Source organism: Ochrobactrum sp. PL_is501, assembly GCF_055816895.1.
Map to the genome: position 1 here is coordinate 52,448 of NZ_JBVPGR010000028.1, position 19,223 is coordinate 71,670.

Genomic DNA, 19,223 nt, shown 5'->3' on the forward strand with positions numbered 1-19,223 from the left:
GAGAGAGCCGACGGGGCAGTCCTGTTCAGGCGCGAAAATGCCGGTTTTCCGGGCCTTGGAAAGCCGCGCAACATTAAACTTTCGTCATTTGAGAACTGTGTGGATAGCAGCTAGTTACGGGCTATCAACATTCCATTGGAGGGACCATGGCGCTTCGTCTTGCACAATATTTTGTGGTCGGCGGACTGTTAAGCTTTACCGGCTTCACGAGTTTCGCCCACGCGCAACCGATTACTGCCGCCCCGCAAATGACCCACGTGACAATGTATAAAGACCCTTACTGCGGGTGCTGTGACGGCTGGGCGGAGCATATGAAGGCCGCGGGCTTCGATGTGACGGTCAAGGTTGAGGAAGCGATGGACACTGTGAAGGCAAAGCATGGCGTCGCCGCCAATCTTGCATCATGCCACACGGCGGTCGTCGACGGATATGTCATCGAGGGGCATGTTCCGGCAGGCGCTGTCAAGCGACTGCTGGCCGAACGTCCACAGGCAACGGGACTGACCGCACCAGGAATGCCCATGGGCTCACCGGGCATGGAAATGCCGGGCAGCAAAGCCGATACCTATGACGTTCTGCTTTTCAAAGGGCAGTTGACGAAGCCCTTCGCCCGCTACGAAGGAACGCAGCCGCTATAAAATCTATATCGGCAGGCTCGCGCGGGCCTGCCGTTTCTTCTCGAAGAAGAGCAGAATGCGAAATGCGATAAAAATGGCAATGCATGCCGCATTGAACCCGACCGTCAGCGGCTTGTATTCGAAATGCCGTGAAAAAACGGAATAGATGGCGATTTCGCCGAGCGCTGCCACGAACCAGAGTACAGGTCCCCAGGGCGCACGCATCCACAATCCCGTTGCCGCGACGGGCATCAGGACGGCCAGAGCGACGACGGCTGTCTGCCAGGTCCATGGCATCAGATCGAACCGCCACAGAAGTCCGGGGTGAATGCCGATCAGCCTGACCCAGTAGAACACACCGCTGGCCAGCGCCACGAGCGCAAGTATCCGGACGAACCATGTGAAGGCCCATTCGGTTCCGCTCGGCTGGATATGCTGGCGCAGTTCGTTCATATGCATCAGCAGTTCCTCATCACAAGGTCAGTTCCCTGTCGCCCAGATTTGCAAAATAGGCATTGACCTGTTCGGGCTTCACGTCCTCAAGCGTTGCAGGCTTCCATGTCGGCGCGCCATCCTTGTCGATAAGCAATGCACGAACGCCCTCGTAGAAATCGCGCCCTTCCAGCATACGGTTGGCGATGCGGTATTCCATGCGCATGCAATCGTCGAGATCGAGTGCCCGTCCATCGGTAATCTGACGGAAAGTGACAGCGACGCTGGTCGGCGAGCGCGTGGCGATCACCCTCACGATGTCCATTGCGGCCTTGCTGCCTGCTTCGGCTTCCTTTTCCAGCACGGCCATGCACGCGGCAAGCGTTGCACCGGAAAAACACTCCGCAATGATCTGGCGCGTTTCGACGGAGGTTTCAAAATCGGGATACTGGCTGCGCGTCAAAGCGGCTTCAACATCAGCGGTTGCAATGATGTCTTCGCGCAGGTCATGCAGATCGCTTGCGGCGACCGCATGGGTGGCGATCCCGCTTTGCAAGCAGTCGCCCCAGCGGATACGGTTGCCGGTCAGCGCCAGATAATACCCGAAATTATCATGCAGATGCGGCAGGAAAGCGCTGCCGCCTACATCGGGGAAGAAACCTATGCCGGTTTCCGGCATGGCAAACATCGTGTTTTCCGTCACAATGCGATGCGAACCGTGAACGGAGATGCCAGCGCCACCGCCCATGACAATGCCGTTGATCAGGGAGATATAAGGCTTTGGAAAACGGCCAATGCGTGCATTGAGCCGATATTCGTCGCGGAAGAATTCATAGGCTGGCGTTCCGGCCTGACCTGCCTTGTAGGCTGCAACCACATCGCCGCCCGCACAGAATGCCCGCCCCTCGCCTTCGAGAATGACGCATGCGACTTCAGGGTCGTCTTCCCAAGCCTGCAATGCGCGGTCGAGCGCCAGAATCATTTTATGCGTGAGCGCATTGAGGGCTTCGGTTCGCGTAAGCTTTACTAGCCCCGCTTTTCCCTTGCGTTCAAAGCTGATTTCGCTGCCACCGCCGAAGTCAATCTGCATGTCGTGTCTCCCGTTCCCGTAAATGGGTAGAAAGTGAGACGCCCCGCGTCAATCCTGCACAGGTCAATGTTCTTGGTTTCACCACTTTTCCCATGATAAACGGGGCGCATCCGATATCAGCCTTGAAATTTCGCAAGGCATCAATTCTCGGGAATAGCTTCATGACAGACCGTCAGTCCAAATATCTGCCCGCCAATATCAGCCAGCACGTCGATGACGTTACCGGCAGCCGACGCCTGCGCCGCATGCGCAAGGCCGACTGGTCGCGCAGGCTTGTGCAGGAAACCCGGTTGACGGTCGATGACCTTATCCTGCCTTTCTTCCTGACCTATGGGACCGGCGTCGCCGAGCCTGTGGAAGCAATGCCCGGCGTTGAGCGTTACTCGGTCGACATGGCCGTGCGCATGGCCGAAAAAGCCGCGAAGCTGGGCATTCCCGCCATTGCCCCCTTCCCGCGCGAAAAGCTGGAAGTGAAGACCGAGGACGGCTCTTTCGTCGCGAGCCCGGATAATCTGATCAATCGTGCCGTGCGCGCAATCAAGAAGGAAGTGCCGGAAATCGGCATCATCACCGATGCGGCGCTCGACCCCTTCACTACCCATGGCCATGATGGCATCCTGCGTAACGGCGAGATCGTCAATGACGAATCGGTTGCCATGGTCGTGCGCGGCGCGCTTTCGCAGGCTGAAGCCGGTGCAGACATCATCGCACCTTCCGATATGATGGACGGCCGCGTCGGTGCTGTCCGTCAGGCGCTGGACGAGCATGGCTTCTGCCACATACCGATCATGTCCTATGCCACCAAGTTCGCTTCTGCTTTTTACGGTCCATATCGCGATGCCATTGGCACGCAGGGGCTGCTGAAAGGCGACAAGAAGACCTATTATCTCGATCCGGCCAATCCGGAAGAAGCCGTGCGCGAGGCCGAGCAGGACATTGCCGAAGGCGCGGACATGCTGATGGTAAAGCCCGGCCTGCCCTATCTCGACATCATTCATCGCCTCAAGAGCGAGTTCCGCCTTCCAACCTATGCCTATCAGGTGTCGGGCGAATACGCGATGATCAAGGCCGCTGGCATCAATGGCTGGATCGACGAGGAAAAGGTGATGATGGAAAGCCTGCTCGCCTTCAAGCGCGCCGGCTGTGACGGAATTCTCACCTACTTCGCAATCGAAGTGGCTGAAAAACTTAAGCAACAGGGTTAAACGGCAAGCCCTTGCGGCAGGAAATCATCAAATTTCCTTGAAACCTCCGGTTTTGGTTCCCATGTTGATGACTGTTCCGCCGAGGTGGCGGGACAGCGCCGGTTCTCACATCCCCCCGGACGCTTCCTTGGAAACGACTGGAAGGAAAAATGTCCGACCATATTCTGCACGGCGAAGTCATGGGCCCGCGTTATGAAAGCCGCGCATTTTTTGAAGGCGTGCGCACGCGCCGCATTATGGCTTTTCTCATCGATTACCTGATTGTTTTCCTGCTTTGCATCCCCGCAGCAATCGTCATCGCAATTCTGGGCATAATCACGCTCAGCCTCGGCTGGATGCTCTACGGCATCATGTTTCCGATGGTGGCGCTGTTTTACGTAGCCCGCACGCTCGGCGGACCGCAGCAGGCCACCAAGGGCATGCAGATGATGAACATCAAGCTCGTCAGGCTCGAAGGCGGCACGGTCGATCCCCTGCTCGCAATTGTCCACACGGTCCTGTTCTGGGGTCTGAACGTTGTCCTGACGCCGCTGATCCTGCTTGCCTCGCTGGTTCTCGACCGCAAGCGCACAGTACACGATCTTCTGCTCGGCACAGCTGTCATTCGTTCGGACCGCTGACCTTCGCTGTCCGATTGAGGCGATGCTTCAAAAAAATTCAGAGCCGGCTGCGCAAAATGCCTATTGACGTTTTGTGCGGTCGGCTCAATCCTTAGAGCATGTCTCCCAGAAGTGGGAACCGGTTTTGGGAGACGTGCGTGAAAACAAAAGCGTAAAGCGTGTCATATGCGTGTGTTAGATGCGACCCGCTTTGGAGCCAGTATCGTGATGGTTTCGGTATTGCCATTTCGTGGATATTGAATGACCCATCAACCGCAACAGTCTCCGCAGTTCTTTCTGACAGCTCCGTCGCCCTGTCCTTATCTTGAAGGCCAGATGGAGCGAAAAGTCTTTACGCATCTGGTCGGAGACAAGGCGAACGAGATCAACGATCTTCTGACCCAGGGTGGTTTCCGCCGTTCCCAGAACATAGCTTACCGTCCGGCTTGCGAATTGTGCAGGGCCTGTGTTTCCGTTCGCATCCTTGCAGGCGAGTTCGAGATGACGCGCAACATGCGTCGCGTCTGGGCTCAGAATAGCGACCTGATCGGGCGTGTGCACAAGGCCCAGCCCAGCACCGAGCAATATGCGCTTTTCCGTGATTATCTCGATGCGCGCCATCGCTCGGGCGGCATGTCCGACATGACCGTGCTCGATTATGCGATGATGGTCGAGGACACTCACGTCAACACGCAGATCATCGAATATCGCCGACGCGGACCGGATAGTTTCATCGATCCGAAAGGTGATGGCGAGCTTATCGCCGTGGCTTTGACCGACGTGATGGCCGATGGCCTGTCGATGGTCTATTCGTTCTTCTCACCGCATATGCATGACAGGTCGCTCGGCACCTATATGATCCTCGACCATATCAAGAGGGCACATGCGGCGGGCTTGCCGCACGTCTATCTCGGCTATTGGGTCGAGGGGTCACGCAAGATGCAATACAAGATCCGCTTCACCCCGCAGGAACACCTGGGTCCCCGCGGCTGGCAGCGATTTGAGGGTTAGGCGCTGAGCTGCTTCTCCATCGGATATGACAGCGCCGTCCCCCACCATATTTGCGGTTCGCCTACTGGCTTATAGCCTTGTCCTGCATAAAATCGATGCGCCGTTTCCGTGCTGACAAGTCGGACAACCGTCACGCTCCGCAGCAAAAGATGCTTTTCGAAGTCCGACAGGAGCGCCTTGCTGACACCGCGAAAACGATAGTCCGGGGAAACATAATTCAGCAGGATTTCTCCCTCGTCCGTCGCCAGCCCGACCCCGGCCATGGCGCTGTCGATTTCCGCGACGAGCAAGGTTTGAAACGGTTGTTCTATCCACTTCCCCACGTTTTCAGGCGTTTTGTTGGCGAGCCACGGCAACAGAATATCGTCGCGCCCCTCGTGATCAGCCGTGCAAAGCTCGGTAATCGAATGCCTCAAAACACTGCAAATCTCGACGGCATCGTCAGGTATCGCCGCACGAATACGCATGAGAGCCTCCCGGAACGCGGTATGCGATCCACTCCATGCTATTCAATAATCAGGTGTAGATCGACCGCAACTTCTAGGGTCAGGACCGATTTAAAACTTGCCTGAACGCGGGAAACCCTTCGGCACCAGCCGGCCCGCGGAAGCACGCGCGCCGATCCATTCGGCAAGCTCTTCCTTGTTGCGATTGAACGTGCGGTCTGCCGAATCCTGCCAGGAAAGCCCTTCGGCAATGGCAAAGGTGCGGACGTCAGATACACCGCCATCCTTGTACTTTTGCAGGCGCACGCCCTTGCCGCGTGTCATTTCGGGAATGTCGGAAAGCGGGAAGACCACCATCTTGCGGTTTTCGCCGACGACCGCGATATGATCGCCGGAAACCCGCTGGCAAAGCTTCGCCTCATCCGGCGCCTTGACGTTCATCACCTGCTTGCCCTTGCGGGTGTTGGCGACAGCCTCGCTTTCAGGAACGATGAAACCATTACCTTCATGCGATACCAGCAGCAGTTTCGCCGCCGGATCGTGGACGAAGGCTGTCAGGATATCCTGATCGTTTTCCATGTCGACAAGAATGCGGATCGGCTCGCCATGACCGCGACCGCCCGGCAGCGTGTTCGCGCCAATGGTGAAGAACTTGCCGCCGGTCGTGAAGAACAGAAGCTTGTCGGTGGTTTCCGCATGGAAAGCGAGCTTGAGCTTGTCGCCTTCCTTGAAGGACAGCGTCGAGAAATCGGCCAGATGCCCCTTCATCGCACGCAGCCAGCCCTTATCGGATACAACGATCGTGACCGGCTCACGCTCAATCATCGCCTGATGAATATCTTCCAGATCATGGGTCGGTGCTTCGGCGAAATGGGTACGGCGCGCACCAAGCTTGGTCTTCGGTCCGAATTTTTCGCGCACGGCCTTGATTTCGGCGCTGATCTTCTTCCACTGACGTGTACCGGAAGCAAGCAACCCTTCGAGATCGGTCTTCTCGGCGGTGAGGTCATCGAACTCCTTGCGGATTTCGAATTCCTCAAGCTTGCGTAACGAACGCAGACGCATATTGAGGATCGACTCGGCCTGAACGTCGGTCAGTTCGAATGTCCGCATCAAGTCCTGTTTCGGCTCATCCTCCTCACGGATGATGCGGATCACCTCATCCAGATTGAGATAGGCAATCAGGAAACCGCCAAGAATTTCCAGGCGTCTTTCGATTTCCGCCAGACGGAACTGCGAGCGGCGGACAAGCACTTCCTTGCGGTGGTCGAGCCATTCGCGCAGCACCGCGCCCAGCGAAAGAACGTTCGGGACCTTGCCGTGCGACAGCACGTTCATGTTGAGCGAAACGCGGCTTTCAAGCTCGGTCAGCTTGAACAGCGATTCCATCAGCAACTCAGGATCGACGGTACGGTTCTTCGGCTCCAGAACGATGCGGATGTCTTCCGCCGACTCGTCGCGAATGTCGTCAAGCAGCGGCAGCTTCTTCGCCAGCAGCAATTCGGCGATTTTTTCGATGAGACGTGACTTCTGCACCTGATAGGGAATTTCGGTGACGACAATCACCCATGTGCCGCGATTGCCCTCCTCCTTTTCCCATTTCGCGCGAACGCGAAATGCGCCGCGACCAGTGCGATAGGCATCGACAATATTGCCATGCTCTTCGACAAGAATGCCGCCGGTCGGGAAATCCGGGCCGCGTACCTTGGTCTTCAACAGCGCAGCAGGATCGGTCTTCGCTTCCTGTTCGATTTCCGCATATTGTTCCGGCGAGGTAACGAGTTCCTCCACCGGCGCATCGGGATGATTGATCAGATAAAGCGCCGATGAGCAAAGCTCCGCCACATTATGCGGCGGAATGTTGGTCGCCATGCCGACCGCGATACCAGCCGAACCGTTGGCCAGCAGGTTCGGGAAAGCGCCCGGAAGGACGATGGGCTCCTCGTCTTCCTCATTATAGGTCGGACGAAAATCGATGGCGTTTTCGTTGATGCCTTCGAGCAGCAGCGTTGCCACTTCCGTCATGCGCGCTTCGGTATAACGCATGGCGGCGGCGTTATCGCCGTCGATATTGCCAAAATTGCCCTGCCCGTCCACTAGCGGATAACGCACGGCAAAATCCTGCGCCAGACGCACCAGCGCATCGTAGATCGACGCATCGCCGTGGGGATGGAACTTACCCATCACGTCGCCGACGATACGCGCGCATTTCGCATAAGCCTGATCGGGATTGAGGCGCAGCAGGCGCATGGCGTGCATGATGCGGCGATGCACCGGCTTCAGGCCGTCGCGCACGTCCGGCAGCGCACGATGCATGATCGTCGACAACGCATAAGCGAGGTAACGTTCCTCGAGAGCCGATTTGAGATCGACCCGCTCGATGTGTTCTTCGCCGTCGTCCGGCGGAATCAGACTTTTTCCCATGTCTCTTCGTACCAACTGCGCGATTCGCCAGCAAGAGTTCAGGAGAACCAATCCAGTACATTAGTGTGTAATAGTCGCAATCCTGCCGCCATTTGCGTCCTATAGAGCTATTCGGTTGGATTTCCCCTGCTGCAATCGCAGGCTGAACAAATCATGTTGTTGTTGCACATGATTTCTGCCTATGAATGCCGCGCTACATTAAAGACTAGGCAGGAGCTTTCGAATGCAGGTTTTCGTCAACATCAAGCCAGCGGCACGTGTTTTGGCCGCCGGAACAGCGCTTTCGCTGGTATTCGGCAGCGCAGCCATGGCGGCTGACGCCAATGCGGTGGCCGAGCGCATCAAGGCGCTCTACGCGAAACAGGGCGGCGAACTGAGCTTCGCCAATGTTCAGGCAAACGGCTCCGACATCGTGCTTCAGGGCACCAAGATCAAGCTGCCGACGGTGGGCGAAAAGGAAACCGCCATCGGCGACGTGACGCTCCAGAACGTGCAGGATGCACCGGACGGCGGTTACAGCATCGAACAGGTCACCGTGCCAGACCTGGCGTTTGCCGGTCAATCCGGCAAGAATGACAAGGCTGAAATGAAGGGTCTTGTCATGCAGAACCTGCATATTCCGTCGGAAAAGGCCAAGGGTCCGCTCGACAGCATGGTGATGTACGACAAACTGAAGATCGACGAAATCCTGTTCGGCACGCCCGGCAAAGACGGCGCCACGGTGAAGGGCTTCGACCTGTCGCTCGATACCACCAACAAGGCTGAGAAGATCGGCTATGTCTGGAACATAGCCAATATCGACGCGACCTTTGAAAAAGGCGGCAAGAACCCGCTTGCGCCGCTCGATATGAACACGTTCAACGGCTCTCTGACCTCCAAGGGCAGCTGGTCGCCGACTTCCGGCGACACGTCGCTGGACCAGCTGGAGCTTGAGGCAAAGGAACTTGGCAAGATCAACATCACCGGCAGCCTTGGCGGGTATGATCTGGCTTTCCTCGAGGCCGTCCAGAAGACACAGGAAAACATGAGCAAGGCCGATGCGGACAAGGATGCCGCCGGTCTCGCCATTCTTGGTCTTGCGGAACAGCTCAACCTCAAGAACCTGTCGATCCGTTTCGACAACGATACCCTGACCCAGAAGGTTCTGGATTATTACGGAAAGCAACAGGGCGCGGATGGCAAGCAGCTTGGCCAGCAGATGAAGATGATGGTTCCGCTGATGGCAACGCAGCTGAAGAACCCGGAATTTGCCCAGCAGCTCAAGGCCGCATCCGACAAGTTCTTCGACGATCCGAAGTCGCTGACCATCAGCGCAACGCCCGACCAGCCGGTGACCTTCGCTTCCATCGTTGCCACGGCATCGCTGGACCCGACGAAGATCATCCAGCTTCTGAAAGTCAGCGTCGACGCCAACAATTAAACGATAAGTCCGGTGAGTTTCCTCACCGGACTTTTTCAAAGGCAATAAAAAACCCGGCTCGACGCCGGGTTTTTTTCATGTGGGCTTCAGCTCTTTTGCACCGGGGCCAGACGGATATGCAGGTCGCGCAATTGCGCGGGCGTCACATCCGAAGGCGCGTTCATCAGAAGATCGAGCGCCTGCTGGTTCATCGGGAACAGCGAAATTTCACGCAGGTTCTTCGCGCCGACCAGAAGCATGATCACGCGGTCGATACCGGCAGCCATGCCACCATGCGGAGGCGCGCCATACTGGAACGCACGGTAGAGACCGCCGAAACGCTCTTCCACGTCCTGCTGGCTGAGACCAACTTTCTCGAAAGCCTTGACCATCACGTCCGGCAGCTGGTTACGGATCGAGCCGGACGCAATTTCAAAGCCGTTGCAGACGAGATCGTACTGATAGGCCTTGATGGCGAGCGGATCCTGGTTTTCCAGCGCGTCCATGCCGCCCTGCGGCATGGAGAACGGGTTGTGCGCGAAGTCGAGCTTCTTGTTGTCCTCGTCCCATTCGTAGAACGGGAAGTCGATGATCCAGGCGAGTTCGAAACGGTCGCGATCGACGAGGTTCAGTTCCTCGCCTGCGCGGGTCCGGGCATCGCCAGCGAACTTGTAGAACTTGGAGGGCAGACCGGCAACGAAGAAGCAGGCATCGCCATCGCCGAGGCCAAGCTGGTTGCGCAGCGCTTCGGTGCGTTCTTCGCCGATGTTCTTGGCAATCGGGCCGGCACCTTCGAGCTTGTCGCCTTCCTTGCGCCAGAAGATATAGCCGAGGCCCGGCTGGCCCTCGCCCTGCGCCCAGGAATTCATGCGGTCGCAGAATGCGCGGCTTCCGCCCGTCTTGGCCGGGATTGCCCAGACTTCAACCTTCGGGTCGTTGGCGATCATGTTTGCGAAGACCTTGAAGCCCGAACCTGCAAAATGTTCGGTCACGGCCTGCATTTCAATCGGGTTGCGCAGGTCCGGCTTGTCCGAACCATAGGTACGGATCGCATCGTCATAGGCGATGCGGCGGAATTTCTGCGTGACCGGCTTGCCTTCGGCGAACTCTTCGAAAATGCCCCGCATAACGGGTTCCATCGTTTCCCAGACTTCTTCCTGGGTCACGAAGCTCATTTCAAGGTCGAGCTGATAGAACTCGCCCGGCAGACGGTCGGCGCGCGGGTCTTCGTCGCGGAAGCACGGCGCAATCTGGAAGTAGCGGTCGAAACCGGCAACCATCAAAAGCTGCTTGTACTGCTGGGGCGCCTGCGGCAGCGCATAGAACTTGCCTTCGTGAATACGGCTCGGCACGAGGAAGTCGCGCGCGCCTTCCGGCGAGGAAGCCGTCAGGATCGGCGTGGTGAACTCGTTGAAGCCGATTTCGGTCATGCGGCGACGCATCGCGGCGATGATCTTCGTGCGGCTCATGATGTTCTTGTGCAGCGTTTCGCGGCGCAGGTCGAGGAAGCGGTATTTCAGGCGAATGTCTTCCGGATAGTCCGGCTCGCCAAAGACCGGCAGCGGCAATTCCTTGGCAGCCGCCAGCACTTCGATTTCCGTTGCGAAGATTTCCACTTCACCGGTCGGCAGGTTGGCGTTGACCGCATCGTCTGCGCGGGCCTTCACTTCACCATCGACACGGATAACCCATTCGCCGCGAACGGTTTCAGCAACCTTGAAGGCGGGCGAATCGGGATCGGCCACGATCTGGGTAATGCCGTAATGATCGCGAAGATCGATGAAGAGAATGCCGCCATGGTCACGGACGCGGTGAACCCAGCCGGACAGACGGACAGTCGAACCAACGTCCGTCTTGCGAAGGGCTGCGCAGGTATGGCTGCGGTAACGATGCATGATTTCTGCCTTTTGGTAAGATAAATCAGTGCAGGCAAAGCGCTGCAAATTCTGGCGGAAAAGCGCATTTTGCCCGGGTTTTGTCAAGTCTGCACTCTCTGCAAGCGTCGAGGTTCCGGCGTCTTGACGCAAAGTATCGACAAAAAACACTATTTGCACTTGTTATACAGCGCGTTTTGCGCATTCTTTCGGGACAAGCGGCCGCGCTTTCTCTAGAAGGTAACCATGCATCTTATTACGACGACAGAGGCCCTCGAAGAGGCCGTATCCGCCCTTGCCAAATCCGATTTCGTCACAGTCGACACGGAATTCATCCGCGAAACGACGTTCTGGCCGGAATTGTGCCTTATCCAGATGGCTTCGCCCGACCACACGGCGCTTGTAGACGCTCTCGCGCCGGGGCTGGACCTCGCACCCTTCTTCCGCCTGATGGCCGACGAAAAAGTGGTCAAGGTTTTCCATGCCGCGCGACAGGACATCGAAATCGTCTTCCACCTCGGCGACCTGATCCCTTCGCCTGTCTTCGACAGTCAGGTGGCAGCGATGGTCTGCGGCTTTGGCGATGCCATTTCCTATGACCAGCTTGTGCAGAAAGTCACCGGCAAGCATATCGACAAGTCGTCCCGGTTTACCGACTGGCGACGCCGCCCCCTTTCCGACAAGCAGCTCGACTATGCGCTGGCGGACGTGACCTATTTGCGCGACATTTATCTCTATCTGAAACAGGAACTGGAGAAAGAGGGTCGCAGCGAGTGGGTGAACGAGGAAATGGCGGTGCTGACTTCCCGCGAAACCTACGATCTTCATCCAGACGATGCATGGCGGCGGGTCAAGGCGCGTGTTCGCAAGCCAATCGAGCAGGCAATCGTGCAGGCCGTCGCCGCCTGGCGCGAACGTGAAGCCCGCGAACGCAATGTGCCGCGCGGACGCATCATCAAGGACGACACGATTGCCGAAATCGCCCAGCAGCAGCCGCGCGACGCGGAAGCGCTTGGACGCCTTCGTTCAATCCCGAAAGGTTGGGAGCGTTCCGCACAGGCGGCAGGTCTCGTCGCCGCGATCCAGTCGGCGCTTGAAATCCCGAAGGAAGACTTGCCCAAATTGCCAAAGCCGTCCCATTCGCCGGAAGGCAGCGCGGCGGCTGCAGATATTCTCAAGGTATTGCTGAAGCTGGTCACCGAAGAACACGGGGTCGCAGCAAAGATTGTGGCGAGTTCTGACGACATCGACAAGATCGCCGCGGAGGGCGACAAGGCAAACGTGCCTGCCCTGCATGGCTGGCGCCGCGAAGTTTTCGGCCAGAAGGCCCTCGACCTCATCGACGGCAAGATCGGCATCAAATTCGAGAACCGGCGGATAAAGGCGGTGGAGTTAGGGCAGTAAGGCAGTAAGGCATTATGTGAATGCTCGCGCTAAACATACTGCCTTACTGCCTTATTCACTTACTGCCTTATTCCCTCGTTCCCTCAATCGCGCCGTCGCCGACCGCGAAATAGATGTTCTTGCCCGTCAGTTTTGCCAGTTGCTGCAACCGGCCTTCGGGGCGGTCCGAAATCAGATCGGCAAGATCGCCGGGAACGACCAGCGCAACGCCGTTTTCTTCCTCGCGCCAGACAAGGCGCGGGATGACGCCGGGCATCGAAGCGGACAGAAGATAGACCACGCGCAGCAAGGCCCCGAGCAGTTTTGCCCGTTCGCGCAGGCGCGGCGTGGCGAGTTGCACGATCTCCGGCGCGATTTCGTCCTCGATCAGCCCTTCGTGACGATAATAATTGGCAAGCGCCATGAAGGAACGTCCCGCATGGTCGATACCGCCGAACGAACCGTGGGCGATAATGTTGAGCGCCTGCGAGCCGCGATAGTCGGGGTGCGCGCGCCAGCTTATATCGGCCACGAGGCAGGCGGCCTGCCTGTAGCGCGCTTCGTCGTCGCTTTCGTCAAAACCGAGCACCGGCAGGGACAATGTCGTCCATGTCGCGAGCTCCCGGGCATGGCGCGGAGAACGTGAGCGCAGAATGGAAAACTCTTCCGCCGAAGCCAAGAGCGGATCAAGAAGCTGCTCGTTCTTGGGTAGAAGCGAATAAAGATAACCTTCGCGCACGCCGAGCGCCGAGAAAACAATTTTGGCGGGCTTCATCAGGCGGATCGTCTCAAGCAGCACCGTCGCGCCGTAAGACAAAAGCTGGCGGCGGTTCTTCGAAACTGCCTCGATGCCGCGCATCGTGTCGAGATTGCCCTTGGCGACGCGCTTCAGGAAGCTTTGCGCTTCCACCGGGTTCATCTCGTAGCCGTGCATGACATGCAGCGGATAATTCTTCGCCGTCATATGCAGCTTGGCAAGGTTACGCCACGTGCCGCCAACCGCATAGAAAACCTGGCCCTGATGAGCTTTCAGAAGCGTCGCCTTCGCCAGTTCCGCACGCGCGATCTTCGTCGCCTCGGGCAATTTCTCGTTGGACATATCCTGCAAGCGCAAGCCGCCGAGCGGCAAGGTGATCCCCTCGCCGACCTCGTGATCGTCCACGGCGACCAGTTCAAGACTGCCGCCGCCGAGATCGCCCGTCACACCCTTCGGCTTGTAGAAGCCGGAGATGATGCCGAGCGCTGAATAGTAGGCTTCTTCCTTGCCGGACAGCACCTCGATGTGCCGGCCAAGAATGGCTTCCGCCTGAGCAATGAAGTCGGGGCCGTTCTTCGCTTCACGCGCTGCCGCGGTTGCCAGCGCGTGAATGGAAACCGCGCCTGCCTGCTCGGCCAGAGCGCGAAAACGTTTCAGCGCGCGAAGTGCCGCCTCAACGGATTTCTCGTTGAGCTTGCCGGTCTTCGCGAGGCCCTTGCCAAGGCCGCAGAGAATCTTTTCGTTGAAAAGCACCGTCGGCGAACGGACGATGCCTTCATAGATGACGACACGGATCGAGTTCGAGCCAATGTCGATGACCGCAACGGGTTTCAGTCCCTTGAGGCGGCCTTGTGCTACAGCTGGACTCATGCAGTCGTTTTTCTTTCCGCCTGCGCACGCTTGCGATGCGCGATAAGGCGGGGGGCCGAAGACTTCAGCGACTTTCCGCGACCCGATAGGCTAGGATTGGTCATGAAATATTCCTGCGCGTTGAAAGCTTCCTCTCCTGCCTCTTTTTCTATCCGGCGAGAGGTGCCGTCCGCAAGTAGCTGATAGCTCTGTTGGTTATCAATTATGTTGGCAAACATGATTTGCGACAGGATTTGCTGGTGCACTGTGGCATTTGTGATCGGAACGAGGGTCTCCACGCGGCGATCCAGATTGCGCGGCATCATGTCGGCAGAGCCGATATAGACGATGGCCTTGTCGGACGGCAGGTCGTTGCCGTTTCCAAAGCAGAAAATGCGGCTATGCTCCAGAAAACGCCCGACAATCGATTTGGCGCGAATATTGTCGGAAAGCCCCGGAACCCCCGGCCTAAGACAGCAGATGCCCCGTACGACGAGATCGATCTGCACACCCGCCTGGCTCGCCATATAGAGCGCGTCAATAATCTGTGGATCAACCAGCGCATTCATCTTCATCCAGATGGCCGCCGGACGCCCGGCCTTCGCATGGGCGACTTCATCCTCGATGTGTTTCAGTATGCGGGCGCGCAGCGTGAAAGGTGAAATCGCGATCTTCATCTCCTCGGCAGGCTGCGCATAGCCGGTGATGAAATTGAAGATATGGGCCACATCGCGCGCAATATCGGCATCCGACGTGAAGAACGACAGGTCAGTGTAGATGCGCGCAGTGATCGGGTGATAATTGCCGGTGCCAAGATGCACATAGGAGCGCAGCTTCTGGTCTTCGCGGCGCACCACCAGCGACATTTTCGCGTGTGTTTTCAACTCGATAAAGCCGAACACCACCTGTACGCCGGCGCGTTCCAGATCGCGCGCCCAGCGAATATTGGCTTCCTCATCGAAACGGGCTTTCAGCTCGACCAGCGCCGTCACCGACTTGCCAGCTTCGGCGGCATCCACCAGCGCGCGCACGATCGGGCTATCGTTGGACGTGCGATAAAGCGTCTGCTTGATGGCCAGTACATCCGGGTCGGCTGCGGCCTGCCGCAGGAACTGCACCACGACGTCGAAGGATTCATAAGGGTGATGAACCACAATGTCCTTTTCGCGAATCGCTGCGAAGCAATCGCCGCCATGTTCGCGGATGCGCTCGGGGAAACGCGGGTTGTAGGATACGAATTTGAGGTCCTCGCGCGGGATCGAAACGATCTCCGAAATCATGTTCAGCGCCAGCAGGCCCTCATGAACGCTGATGCGGTTTTCGGAAACGCCCAGTTCAGTCGCCACGAAAACGCGCAGCGCTTCGGGCATTTCACCGTCGAACTCGATACGGATCACCTGCCCGCGGCGACGGCGTTTCAGCGCTGTCTCGAAGAGGCGAACCAGATCCTCGGCCTCTTCTTCCACTTCGATATCGCTGTCGCGGATGATGCGGAACGTACCGGCGCCGCGCACTTCATAACCGGGGAAAAGCCGCCCGATGAACAGGCTCACTGCATCCTCGATGGTGATGAAACGATAGACATTGGCCTGATCCGTCGGCAGCTGGATAAAGCGCTTCAATGCAACCGGGATACGCAGGAGCGCCGTCATCGGATGGTTATCGGCGCGCCGCGCAAGCTGCAATGCGATGGAAAAACCAAGGTTCGGAATGAATGGAAACGGATGCGCCGGATCGATGGAAAGCGGTGTCAGGACCGGAAAAATCGTCTCAAGGAAGTGGTTTTCGAGCCATTCCTTCTCCGGCTTTGAAAGCGCGGACGGGCGGACGATCTCAATGCTTTCCTGTTCCAGCTCCTCACGCAAGGCGCGCAGGCGTTGCTGCTGCTCTTCCTGCAAGCGCCCTACCTCGTCCAGAACGAAATCGAGCTGTTCCTGCGGCGTGCGTCCATCGGCACTGCGCATCGCCACACCAGCGCGCACCTGCGCGGCAAGACCGGCGATGCGGACCATGAAGAATTCATCGAGATTGGCGGCGGAAATGGACAGGAAGCGGAGGCGTTCGAGCAAGGGCTGCCGCATGTTCGCGGCTTCATCGAGAACGCGCCGATTGAATTGCAACCAGGAAAACTCGCGATTGACAAAGCGGTCGGCACTTTCCATCAGCTCGCCATTCAAAGCTTTGTGAATGTCGGGGGCTGCATCCATGTCGGGAACGATGGGTGGAGTGGAGGCCTGTCCGGCTGTCATTTCGTGTGTCCCGCCTTGGAGTGCGCTGGGGGTTTCGCTCGCCATAACGCTGTTTTCGCTCATTTTTCCTGTCCCGACTTCCGCCGGAACATTCCGGCTCTGCCTTTTTGCTTTAAGCACATCTGATCCCGAAAACCGCTTCACACTTTTCGGGGTGCGCTATAAGCCTATGGCTGTCATATGACAGTTTGATAGCATATAGCTTGAAATGTCCTCAGAATTGATGAAAACGCTTCCGGAAACAAGACTTTCGCGCTACACGCATGCCAATGTCTACGCATGATCTTGCCCGACAACCGGTGCAAGTCCATGCTCATACCGCCCATCGACCAGAACCGGAGCATGTTATGTCCGATCACATCATTCCTCACTTTCAGAACGACGCCGGCCATGCTGCCATCGAAATCGGCGTGAAGGAATTCATGTGCGTCGGTGCAAACCCGCCTTTTGATCATCCGCACGTGTTTCTCGACATGGGCGATGAAAGCGAAGTCGTTTGCCCGTATTGCTCGACGCTCTATCGCTACAATGCAAAGCTCCATGCCGACGAAACCGTTCCGGCTGGCTGCGCTTACGAAGCACCTGCCGATAAAGCAGCCTGATCCCGGCTGCTGATCCGGGGCTGAACTCCGGAGGGTCTCACCGACATGAGCAGAGGTCGCATATTGATTGCCGGGGCCGGAGTTGCTGGCCTGTCGGCAGCGCTGGAATTGGCAGCACGCGGCTGGAACGTCCGGCTTGTCGAAAAGGCAGAGACCCTTTCGGAAGTCGGCGCTGGCCTACAACTCGCCCCCAACGCGATGCGCCATCTGCAACGGCTCGGCGTCGCAGACCGTCTTTCCACGCAAGCGGTGACGCCGGAATCGCTCTATCTCATGGATGGACGTAAAGCGCGTCCGCTGATGGAAATGAAGCTTGGCGACAAGGCTCGCCAGCGCTGGCAGCATCCCTATGCAGTCTGTCATCGCGCCGACCTTCAATCGGCACTCCTCGATGCCTGCCGCGAACAGCCAAACATCGAGATCAGCCTTGGTGTTGAAATCACAAATCATCGCGTCGAAAATGGAGCCGTTGCGGCAACCATCCGTCACGCCAACTCCGAAGAATCTGTCGGCGCTGCCTATCTGATCGCCTGCGATGGCGTCTGGTCGGCGGAACGATCAAAGGCAGGTTTCAGCAAGGCGCGTTTCAGCGGCCATATCGCTTGGCGCACGACGCTTGCCGCCAGCGCCCTGCCCGCTTCCTTCCTGAACGCCATGCCGGAACGCAAATCTGTCTCCGCATGGCTCGGCAACAAGGCGCATTTCATCGCTTATCCGGTCAAGGGCGGCGGTTTCTTCAACTTCGTCGCCATCACCACGGGCGAGAATCCCGGTGAAGTCTGGTCCAGAACCGGCGATGCGGCGCATCTGCGGTCCATCTATTCGGAATGGGGCGCGCCCGTCCGCGATGTGCTGGCGGCTGCCGATGGTTGGACCTACTGGCCGCTTTTTGAAATGCCGGATGCTCAATTCGTCGGGCCGGACCGGACAATTTTTCTCGGAGATGCCTCACACGCAGTCACGCCTTTCGCGGCGCAAGGTGCCGCCATGGCAATCGAGGATGCAGCAGCGCTGGCGCAAGCGCTGGACGGCAACGACCACGAAGCCGGGCTCAAGCGCTTTGATGCCGCCCGCAAGGCACGGATCGCCGCGGTCGCCAAACGCGGCCAGCTGAACAGGTTTGCCTATCACGCCACCGGCATTTTTGCGCTTGGCCGCAACGCGCTTTTCGCCCTGCGCTGCCCAGACAGCTTTCTTAAGGATCTGGACTGGCTTTATGGCTATGACGCCGTCGCGGCCATACGGGATTAAGCCGCGTCGCGCGCGGCCTCCAATGTCGCAATATCGATCTTGACCATCTTCATCATGGCGTTCGCCACGCGTTGACGGACATCCGGCGCACCATCCTGCAGAATATCCAGCAGCATGTCGGGCACGATCTGCCATGCAAGACCGTATTTGTCGGTCAGCCAGCTGCATTCCATTGGCGAGCCGCCTTCCAGCAGCTTTTCCCAGAACGCATCCACTTCCGTCTGATCCCTGCATCGCACGATCAGCGAACTAGCCGGTGAGAACTTGAACTGCGGACCACCGTTCAGGCCGCATATTTTTTGCCCGTCGAGGGTAAAGTTCACCGTGACCGGCTGATCCTCGTTTTGTTGGTGGCCATGCGTGAAACTGATCGCGCCATCAATCGAAGCCGGTCTCCCGCACGCGCGGAAGACCGAGACATAGTGGTTCGCGGCTTCTTCGGCAGTGCCATCAAACCAGAGACAGATCGTCAAACCTGACATTTTCTCCTCCTTTGCCTTGTGTGGTCATTATCCGGGGCGTTAGCCCATGACCTTCTTGGCTTCTTCCATATCCATCCACATCATCTCCCATATATGGCCGTCGAGATCTTCGAAGCTGCGTCCATACATGAAGCCGTAATCCTGCTTCGGGCCGGGATCAGCCTTTCCGCCTGCATTCACCGCCTTCTCCACCGTCGCATCCACTTCGGCCTTGCTTTCGGCGGACAGGCAGACCAGCACTTCGCTGACCGTGTTGGCATCGGCGATCTTCTTTGGCGTGAACTGGCTGAATTTTTCGTGGTCGAGGATCATCACATGGATCGTATCTGAAAAGACCATGCCGGAAGCCGTTTCGTCCGAGAACATGGGGTTCTTGGTGGCGCCGATGGCTTCGTAGAAGCTTGTCGACTTCGCGACATTCTTCACTGGCAGGTTTACGAAAATCATTTTCGGCATGGGATTTCCTCCGTTAATAGGCCAGACGGCCCGGTCTTGTTTTTTCGATTATCATCGCCTGCCCGACTCCCCGGCGATAAGATCGGTCTTCCGCGCA

At 57.8% G+C, this 19,223-nt stretch carries 17 protein-coding genes; 8 read left to right on the plus strand and 9 right to left on the minus strand.

Features of this window, described 5'->3' with window-relative positions:
* The first annotated feature begins 146 nt into the window (after positions 1–146).
* Positions 147–638, plus strand: coding sequence for a DUF411 domain-containing protein (locus AC0TOF_RS03735; RefSeq protein WP_473767270.1), 492 nt, complete (start codon positions 147–149; stop codon positions 636–638).
* Positions 639–641: 3 nt separating this feature from the next.
* Here the strand turns inward: AC0TOF_RS03735 and AC0TOF_RS03740 are convergent, their stop codons facing one another.
* Together AC0TOF_RS03740 and AC0TOF_RS03745 are read right to left on the minus strand one after the other, a co-directional pair.
* Complete coding sequence (locus AC0TOF_RS03740; RefSeq protein WP_473767271.1) at positions 642–1,076, minus strand: DUF6163 family protein; 435 nt, start codon at positions 1,074–1,076, stop codon at positions 642–644.
* 13 nt (positions 1,077–1,089) lie between these two features.
* On the minus strand, positions 1,090–2,139 hold the full coding sequence (locus AC0TOF_RS03745) for an enoyl-CoA hydratase/isomerase family protein (RefSeq protein WP_473767272.1): 1,050 nt from the start codon (positions 2,137–2,139) through the stop codon (positions 1,090–1,092).
* 161 nt (positions 2,140–2,300) lie between these two features.
* On the opposite strand from AC0TOF_RS03745, the gene hemB reads away from it, so the two are divergent.
* The 3 genes from hemB (at position 2,301) to AC0TOF_RS03760 (ending at position 4,954) form a co-directional block, all read left to right on the plus strand.
* Complete coding sequence (gene hemB, locus AC0TOF_RS03750; protein WP_473767273.1) at positions 2,301–3,344, plus strand: porphobilinogen synthase; 1,044 nt, start codon at positions 2,301–2,303, stop codon at positions 3,342–3,344.
* A 149-nt stretch (positions 3,345–3,493) separates the two neighbouring features.
* Positions 3,494–3,964 carry an RDD family protein gene (locus AC0TOF_RS03755; protein ID WP_122003458.1) on the plus strand — a complete coding sequence of 157 codons (471 nt, stop codon included), beginning with the start codon at positions 3,494–3,496 and terminating at the stop codon, positions 3,962–3,964.
* A 240-nt stretch (positions 3,965–4,204) separates the two neighbouring features.
* Positions 4,205–4,954: an arginyltransferase gene (locus AC0TOF_RS03760; RefSeq protein WP_473767274.1), complete on the plus strand. Its 750-nt coding sequence runs from the start codon at positions 4,205–4,207 to the stop codon at positions 4,952–4,954.
* Here the strand turns inward: AC0TOF_RS03760 and AC0TOF_RS03765 are convergent.
* On the minus strand, positions 4,951–5,421 hold the full coding sequence (locus AC0TOF_RS03765) for a GNAT family N-acetyltransferase (RefSeq protein WP_473767275.1): 471 nt from the start codon (positions 5,419–5,421) through the stop codon (positions 4,951–4,953). The genes AC0TOF_RS03760 and AC0TOF_RS03765 overlap by 4 nt on opposite strands.
* 90 nt (positions 5,422–5,511) lie before the next feature.
* Positions 5,512–7,824: a DNA topoisomerase IV subunit A gene (gene parC / locus AC0TOF_RS03770; protein ID WP_473767276.1), complete on the minus strand. Its 2,313-nt coding sequence runs from the start codon at positions 7,822–7,824 to the stop codon at positions 5,512–5,514.
* A gap of 223 nt (positions 7,825–8,047) precedes the next feature.
* On the opposite strand from parC, the gene AC0TOF_RS03775 reads away from it, so the two are divergent.
* A complete protein-coding gene (locus AC0TOF_RS03775; RefSeq protein WP_122003462.1) occupies positions 8,048–9,244 on the plus strand; it encodes a hypothetical protein in 1,197 nt (398 codons plus the stop codon).
* Positions 9,245–9,330: 86 nt separating this feature from the next.
* Here AC0TOF_RS03775 and aspS read toward each other — a convergent pair whose 3' ends face one another.
* Positions 9,331–11,118 carry an aspartate--tRNA ligase gene (aspS, locus tag AC0TOF_RS03780; RefSeq protein ID WP_473767277.1) on the minus strand — a complete coding sequence of 596 codons (1,788 nt, stop codon included), beginning with the start codon at positions 11,116–11,118 and terminating at the stop codon, positions 9,331–9,333.
* Between the two features lie 225 nt (positions 11,119–11,343).
* Between aspS and rnd the strand changes: the two genes are divergently transcribed.
* Complete coding sequence (rnd, locus tag AC0TOF_RS03785; protein WP_473767278.1) at positions 11,344–12,501, plus strand: ribonuclease D; 1,158 nt, start codon at positions 11,344–11,346, stop codon at positions 12,499–12,501.
* Positions 12,502–12,568: 67 nt separating this feature from the next.
* Here rnd and ppx read toward each other — a convergent pair whose 3' ends face one another.
* Together ppx and AC0TOF_RS03795 are read right to left on the minus strand one after the other, a co-directional pair.
* The gene (gene ppx, locus AC0TOF_RS03790; protein WP_122003465.1) at positions 12,569–14,107 is read right to left on the minus strand and encodes an exopolyphosphatase; all 1,539 of its coding nucleotides are present in this window, start codon (positions 14,105–14,107) and stop codon (positions 12,569–12,571) included.
* Positions 14,104–16,335 (minus strand): RNA degradosome polyphosphate kinase, encoded by a 2,232-nt coding sequence (locus AC0TOF_RS03795; RefSeq protein ID WP_473767279.1) that lies wholly within the window; start codon positions 16,333–16,335, stop codon positions 14,104–14,106. Before AC0TOF_RS03795 ends, ppx begins: the two co-directional genes overlap by 4 nt.
* Before the next feature lie 347 nt (positions 16,336–16,682).
* Here AC0TOF_RS03795 and AC0TOF_RS03800 point away from each other — a divergent pair, with 347 nt between their 5' ends.
* The gene (locus AC0TOF_RS03800) at positions 16,683–16,937 is read left to right on the plus strand and encodes a zinc-finger domain-containing protein (RefSeq protein WP_122003467.1); all 255 of its coding nucleotides are present in this window, start codon (positions 16,683–16,685) and stop codon (positions 16,935–16,937) included.
* Between the two features lie 45 nt (positions 16,938–16,982).
* The gene (locus AC0TOF_RS03805; protein WP_473767280.1) at positions 16,983–18,188 is read left to right on the plus strand and encodes an FAD-binding protein; all 1,206 of its coding nucleotides are present in this window, start codon (positions 16,983–16,985) and stop codon (positions 18,186–18,188) included.
* Here the strand turns inward: AC0TOF_RS03805 and AC0TOF_RS03810 are convergent.
* Both AC0TOF_RS03810 and AC0TOF_RS03815 read right to left on the minus strand, forming a co-directional pair.
* Entirely contained in the window at positions 18,185–18,670 is a 486-nt protein-coding gene (locus AC0TOF_RS03810) for a VOC family protein (RefSeq protein WP_473767281.1), read from the minus strand. The two genes, AC0TOF_RS03805 and AC0TOF_RS03810, sit on opposite strands and share 4 nt — an antisense overlap.
* Before the next feature lie 39 nt (positions 18,671–18,709).
* On the minus strand, positions 18,710–19,126 hold the full coding sequence (locus AC0TOF_RS03815; RefSeq protein ID WP_473767282.1) for a VOC family protein: 417 nt from the start codon (positions 19,124–19,126) through the stop codon (positions 18,710–18,712).
* Positions 19,127–19,223 lie beyond the last annotated feature (97 nt).

Bases quoted from the DNA above. Each gene is read 5' to 3' on its own strand.
- AC0TOF_RS03735 (WP_473767270.1), top strand. From the start codon at position 147: ATGGCGCTTCGTCTTGCACAATATTTTGTGGTCGGCGGACTGTTAAGC.
- AC0TOF_RS03740 (WP_473767271.1), bottom strand. From the start codon at position 1,076: ATGCATATGAACGAACTGCGCCAGCATATCCAGCCGAGCGGAACCGAA.
- AC0TOF_RS03745 (WP_473767272.1), bottom strand. From the start codon at position 2,139: ATGCAGATTGACTTCGGCGGTGGCAGCGAAATCAGCTTTGAACGCAAG.
- hemB (WP_473767273.1), top strand. From the start codon at position 2,301: ATGACAGACCGTCAGTCCAAATATCTGCCCGCCAATATCAGCCAGCAC.
- AC0TOF_RS03755 (WP_122003458.1), top strand. From the start codon at position 3,494: ATGTCCGACCATATTCTGCACGGCGAAGTCATGGGCCCGCGTTATGAA.
- AC0TOF_RS03760 (WP_473767274.1), top strand. From the start codon at position 4,205: ATGACCCATCAACCGCAACAGTCTCCGCAGTTCTTTCTGACAGCTCCG.
- AC0TOF_RS03765 (WP_473767275.1), bottom strand. From the start codon at position 5,421: ATGCGTATTCGTGCGGCGATACCTGACGATGCCGTCGAGATTTGCAGT.
- parC (WP_473767276.1), bottom strand. From the start codon at position 7,824: ATGGGAAAAAGTCTGATTCCGCCGGACGACGGCGAAGAACACATCGAG.
- AC0TOF_RS03775 (WP_122003462.1), top strand. From the start codon at position 8,048: ATGCAGGTTTTCGTCAACATCAAGCCAGCGGCACGTGTTTTGGCCGCC.
- aspS (WP_473767277.1), bottom strand. From the start codon at position 11,118: ATGCATCGTTACCGCAGCCATACCTGCGCAGCCCTTCGCAAGACGGAC.
- rnd (WP_473767278.1), top strand. From the start codon at position 11,344: ATGCATCTTATTACGACGACAGAGGCCCTCGAAGAGGCCGTATCCGCC.
- ppx (WP_122003465.1), bottom strand. From the start codon at position 14,107: ATGAGTCCAGCTGTAGCACAAGGCCGCCTCAAGGGACTGAAACCCGTT.
- AC0TOF_RS03795 (WP_473767279.1), bottom strand. From the start codon at position 16,335: ATGACAGCCGGACAGGCCTCCACTCCACCCATCGTTCCCGACATGGAT.
- AC0TOF_RS03800 (WP_122003467.1), top strand. From the start codon at position 16,683: ATGTCCGATCACATCATTCCTCACTTTCAGAACGACGCCGGCCATGCT.
- AC0TOF_RS03805 (WP_473767280.1), top strand. From the start codon at position 16,983: ATGAGCAGAGGTCGCATATTGATTGCCGGGGCCGGAGTTGCTGGCCTG.
- AC0TOF_RS03810 (WP_473767281.1), bottom strand. From the start codon at position 18,670: ATGTCAGGTTTGACGATCTGTCTCTGGTTTGATGGCACTGCCGAAGAA.
- AC0TOF_RS03815 (WP_473767282.1), bottom strand. From the start codon at position 19,126: ATGCCGAAAATGATTTTCGTAAACCTGCCAGTGAAGAATGTCGCGAAG.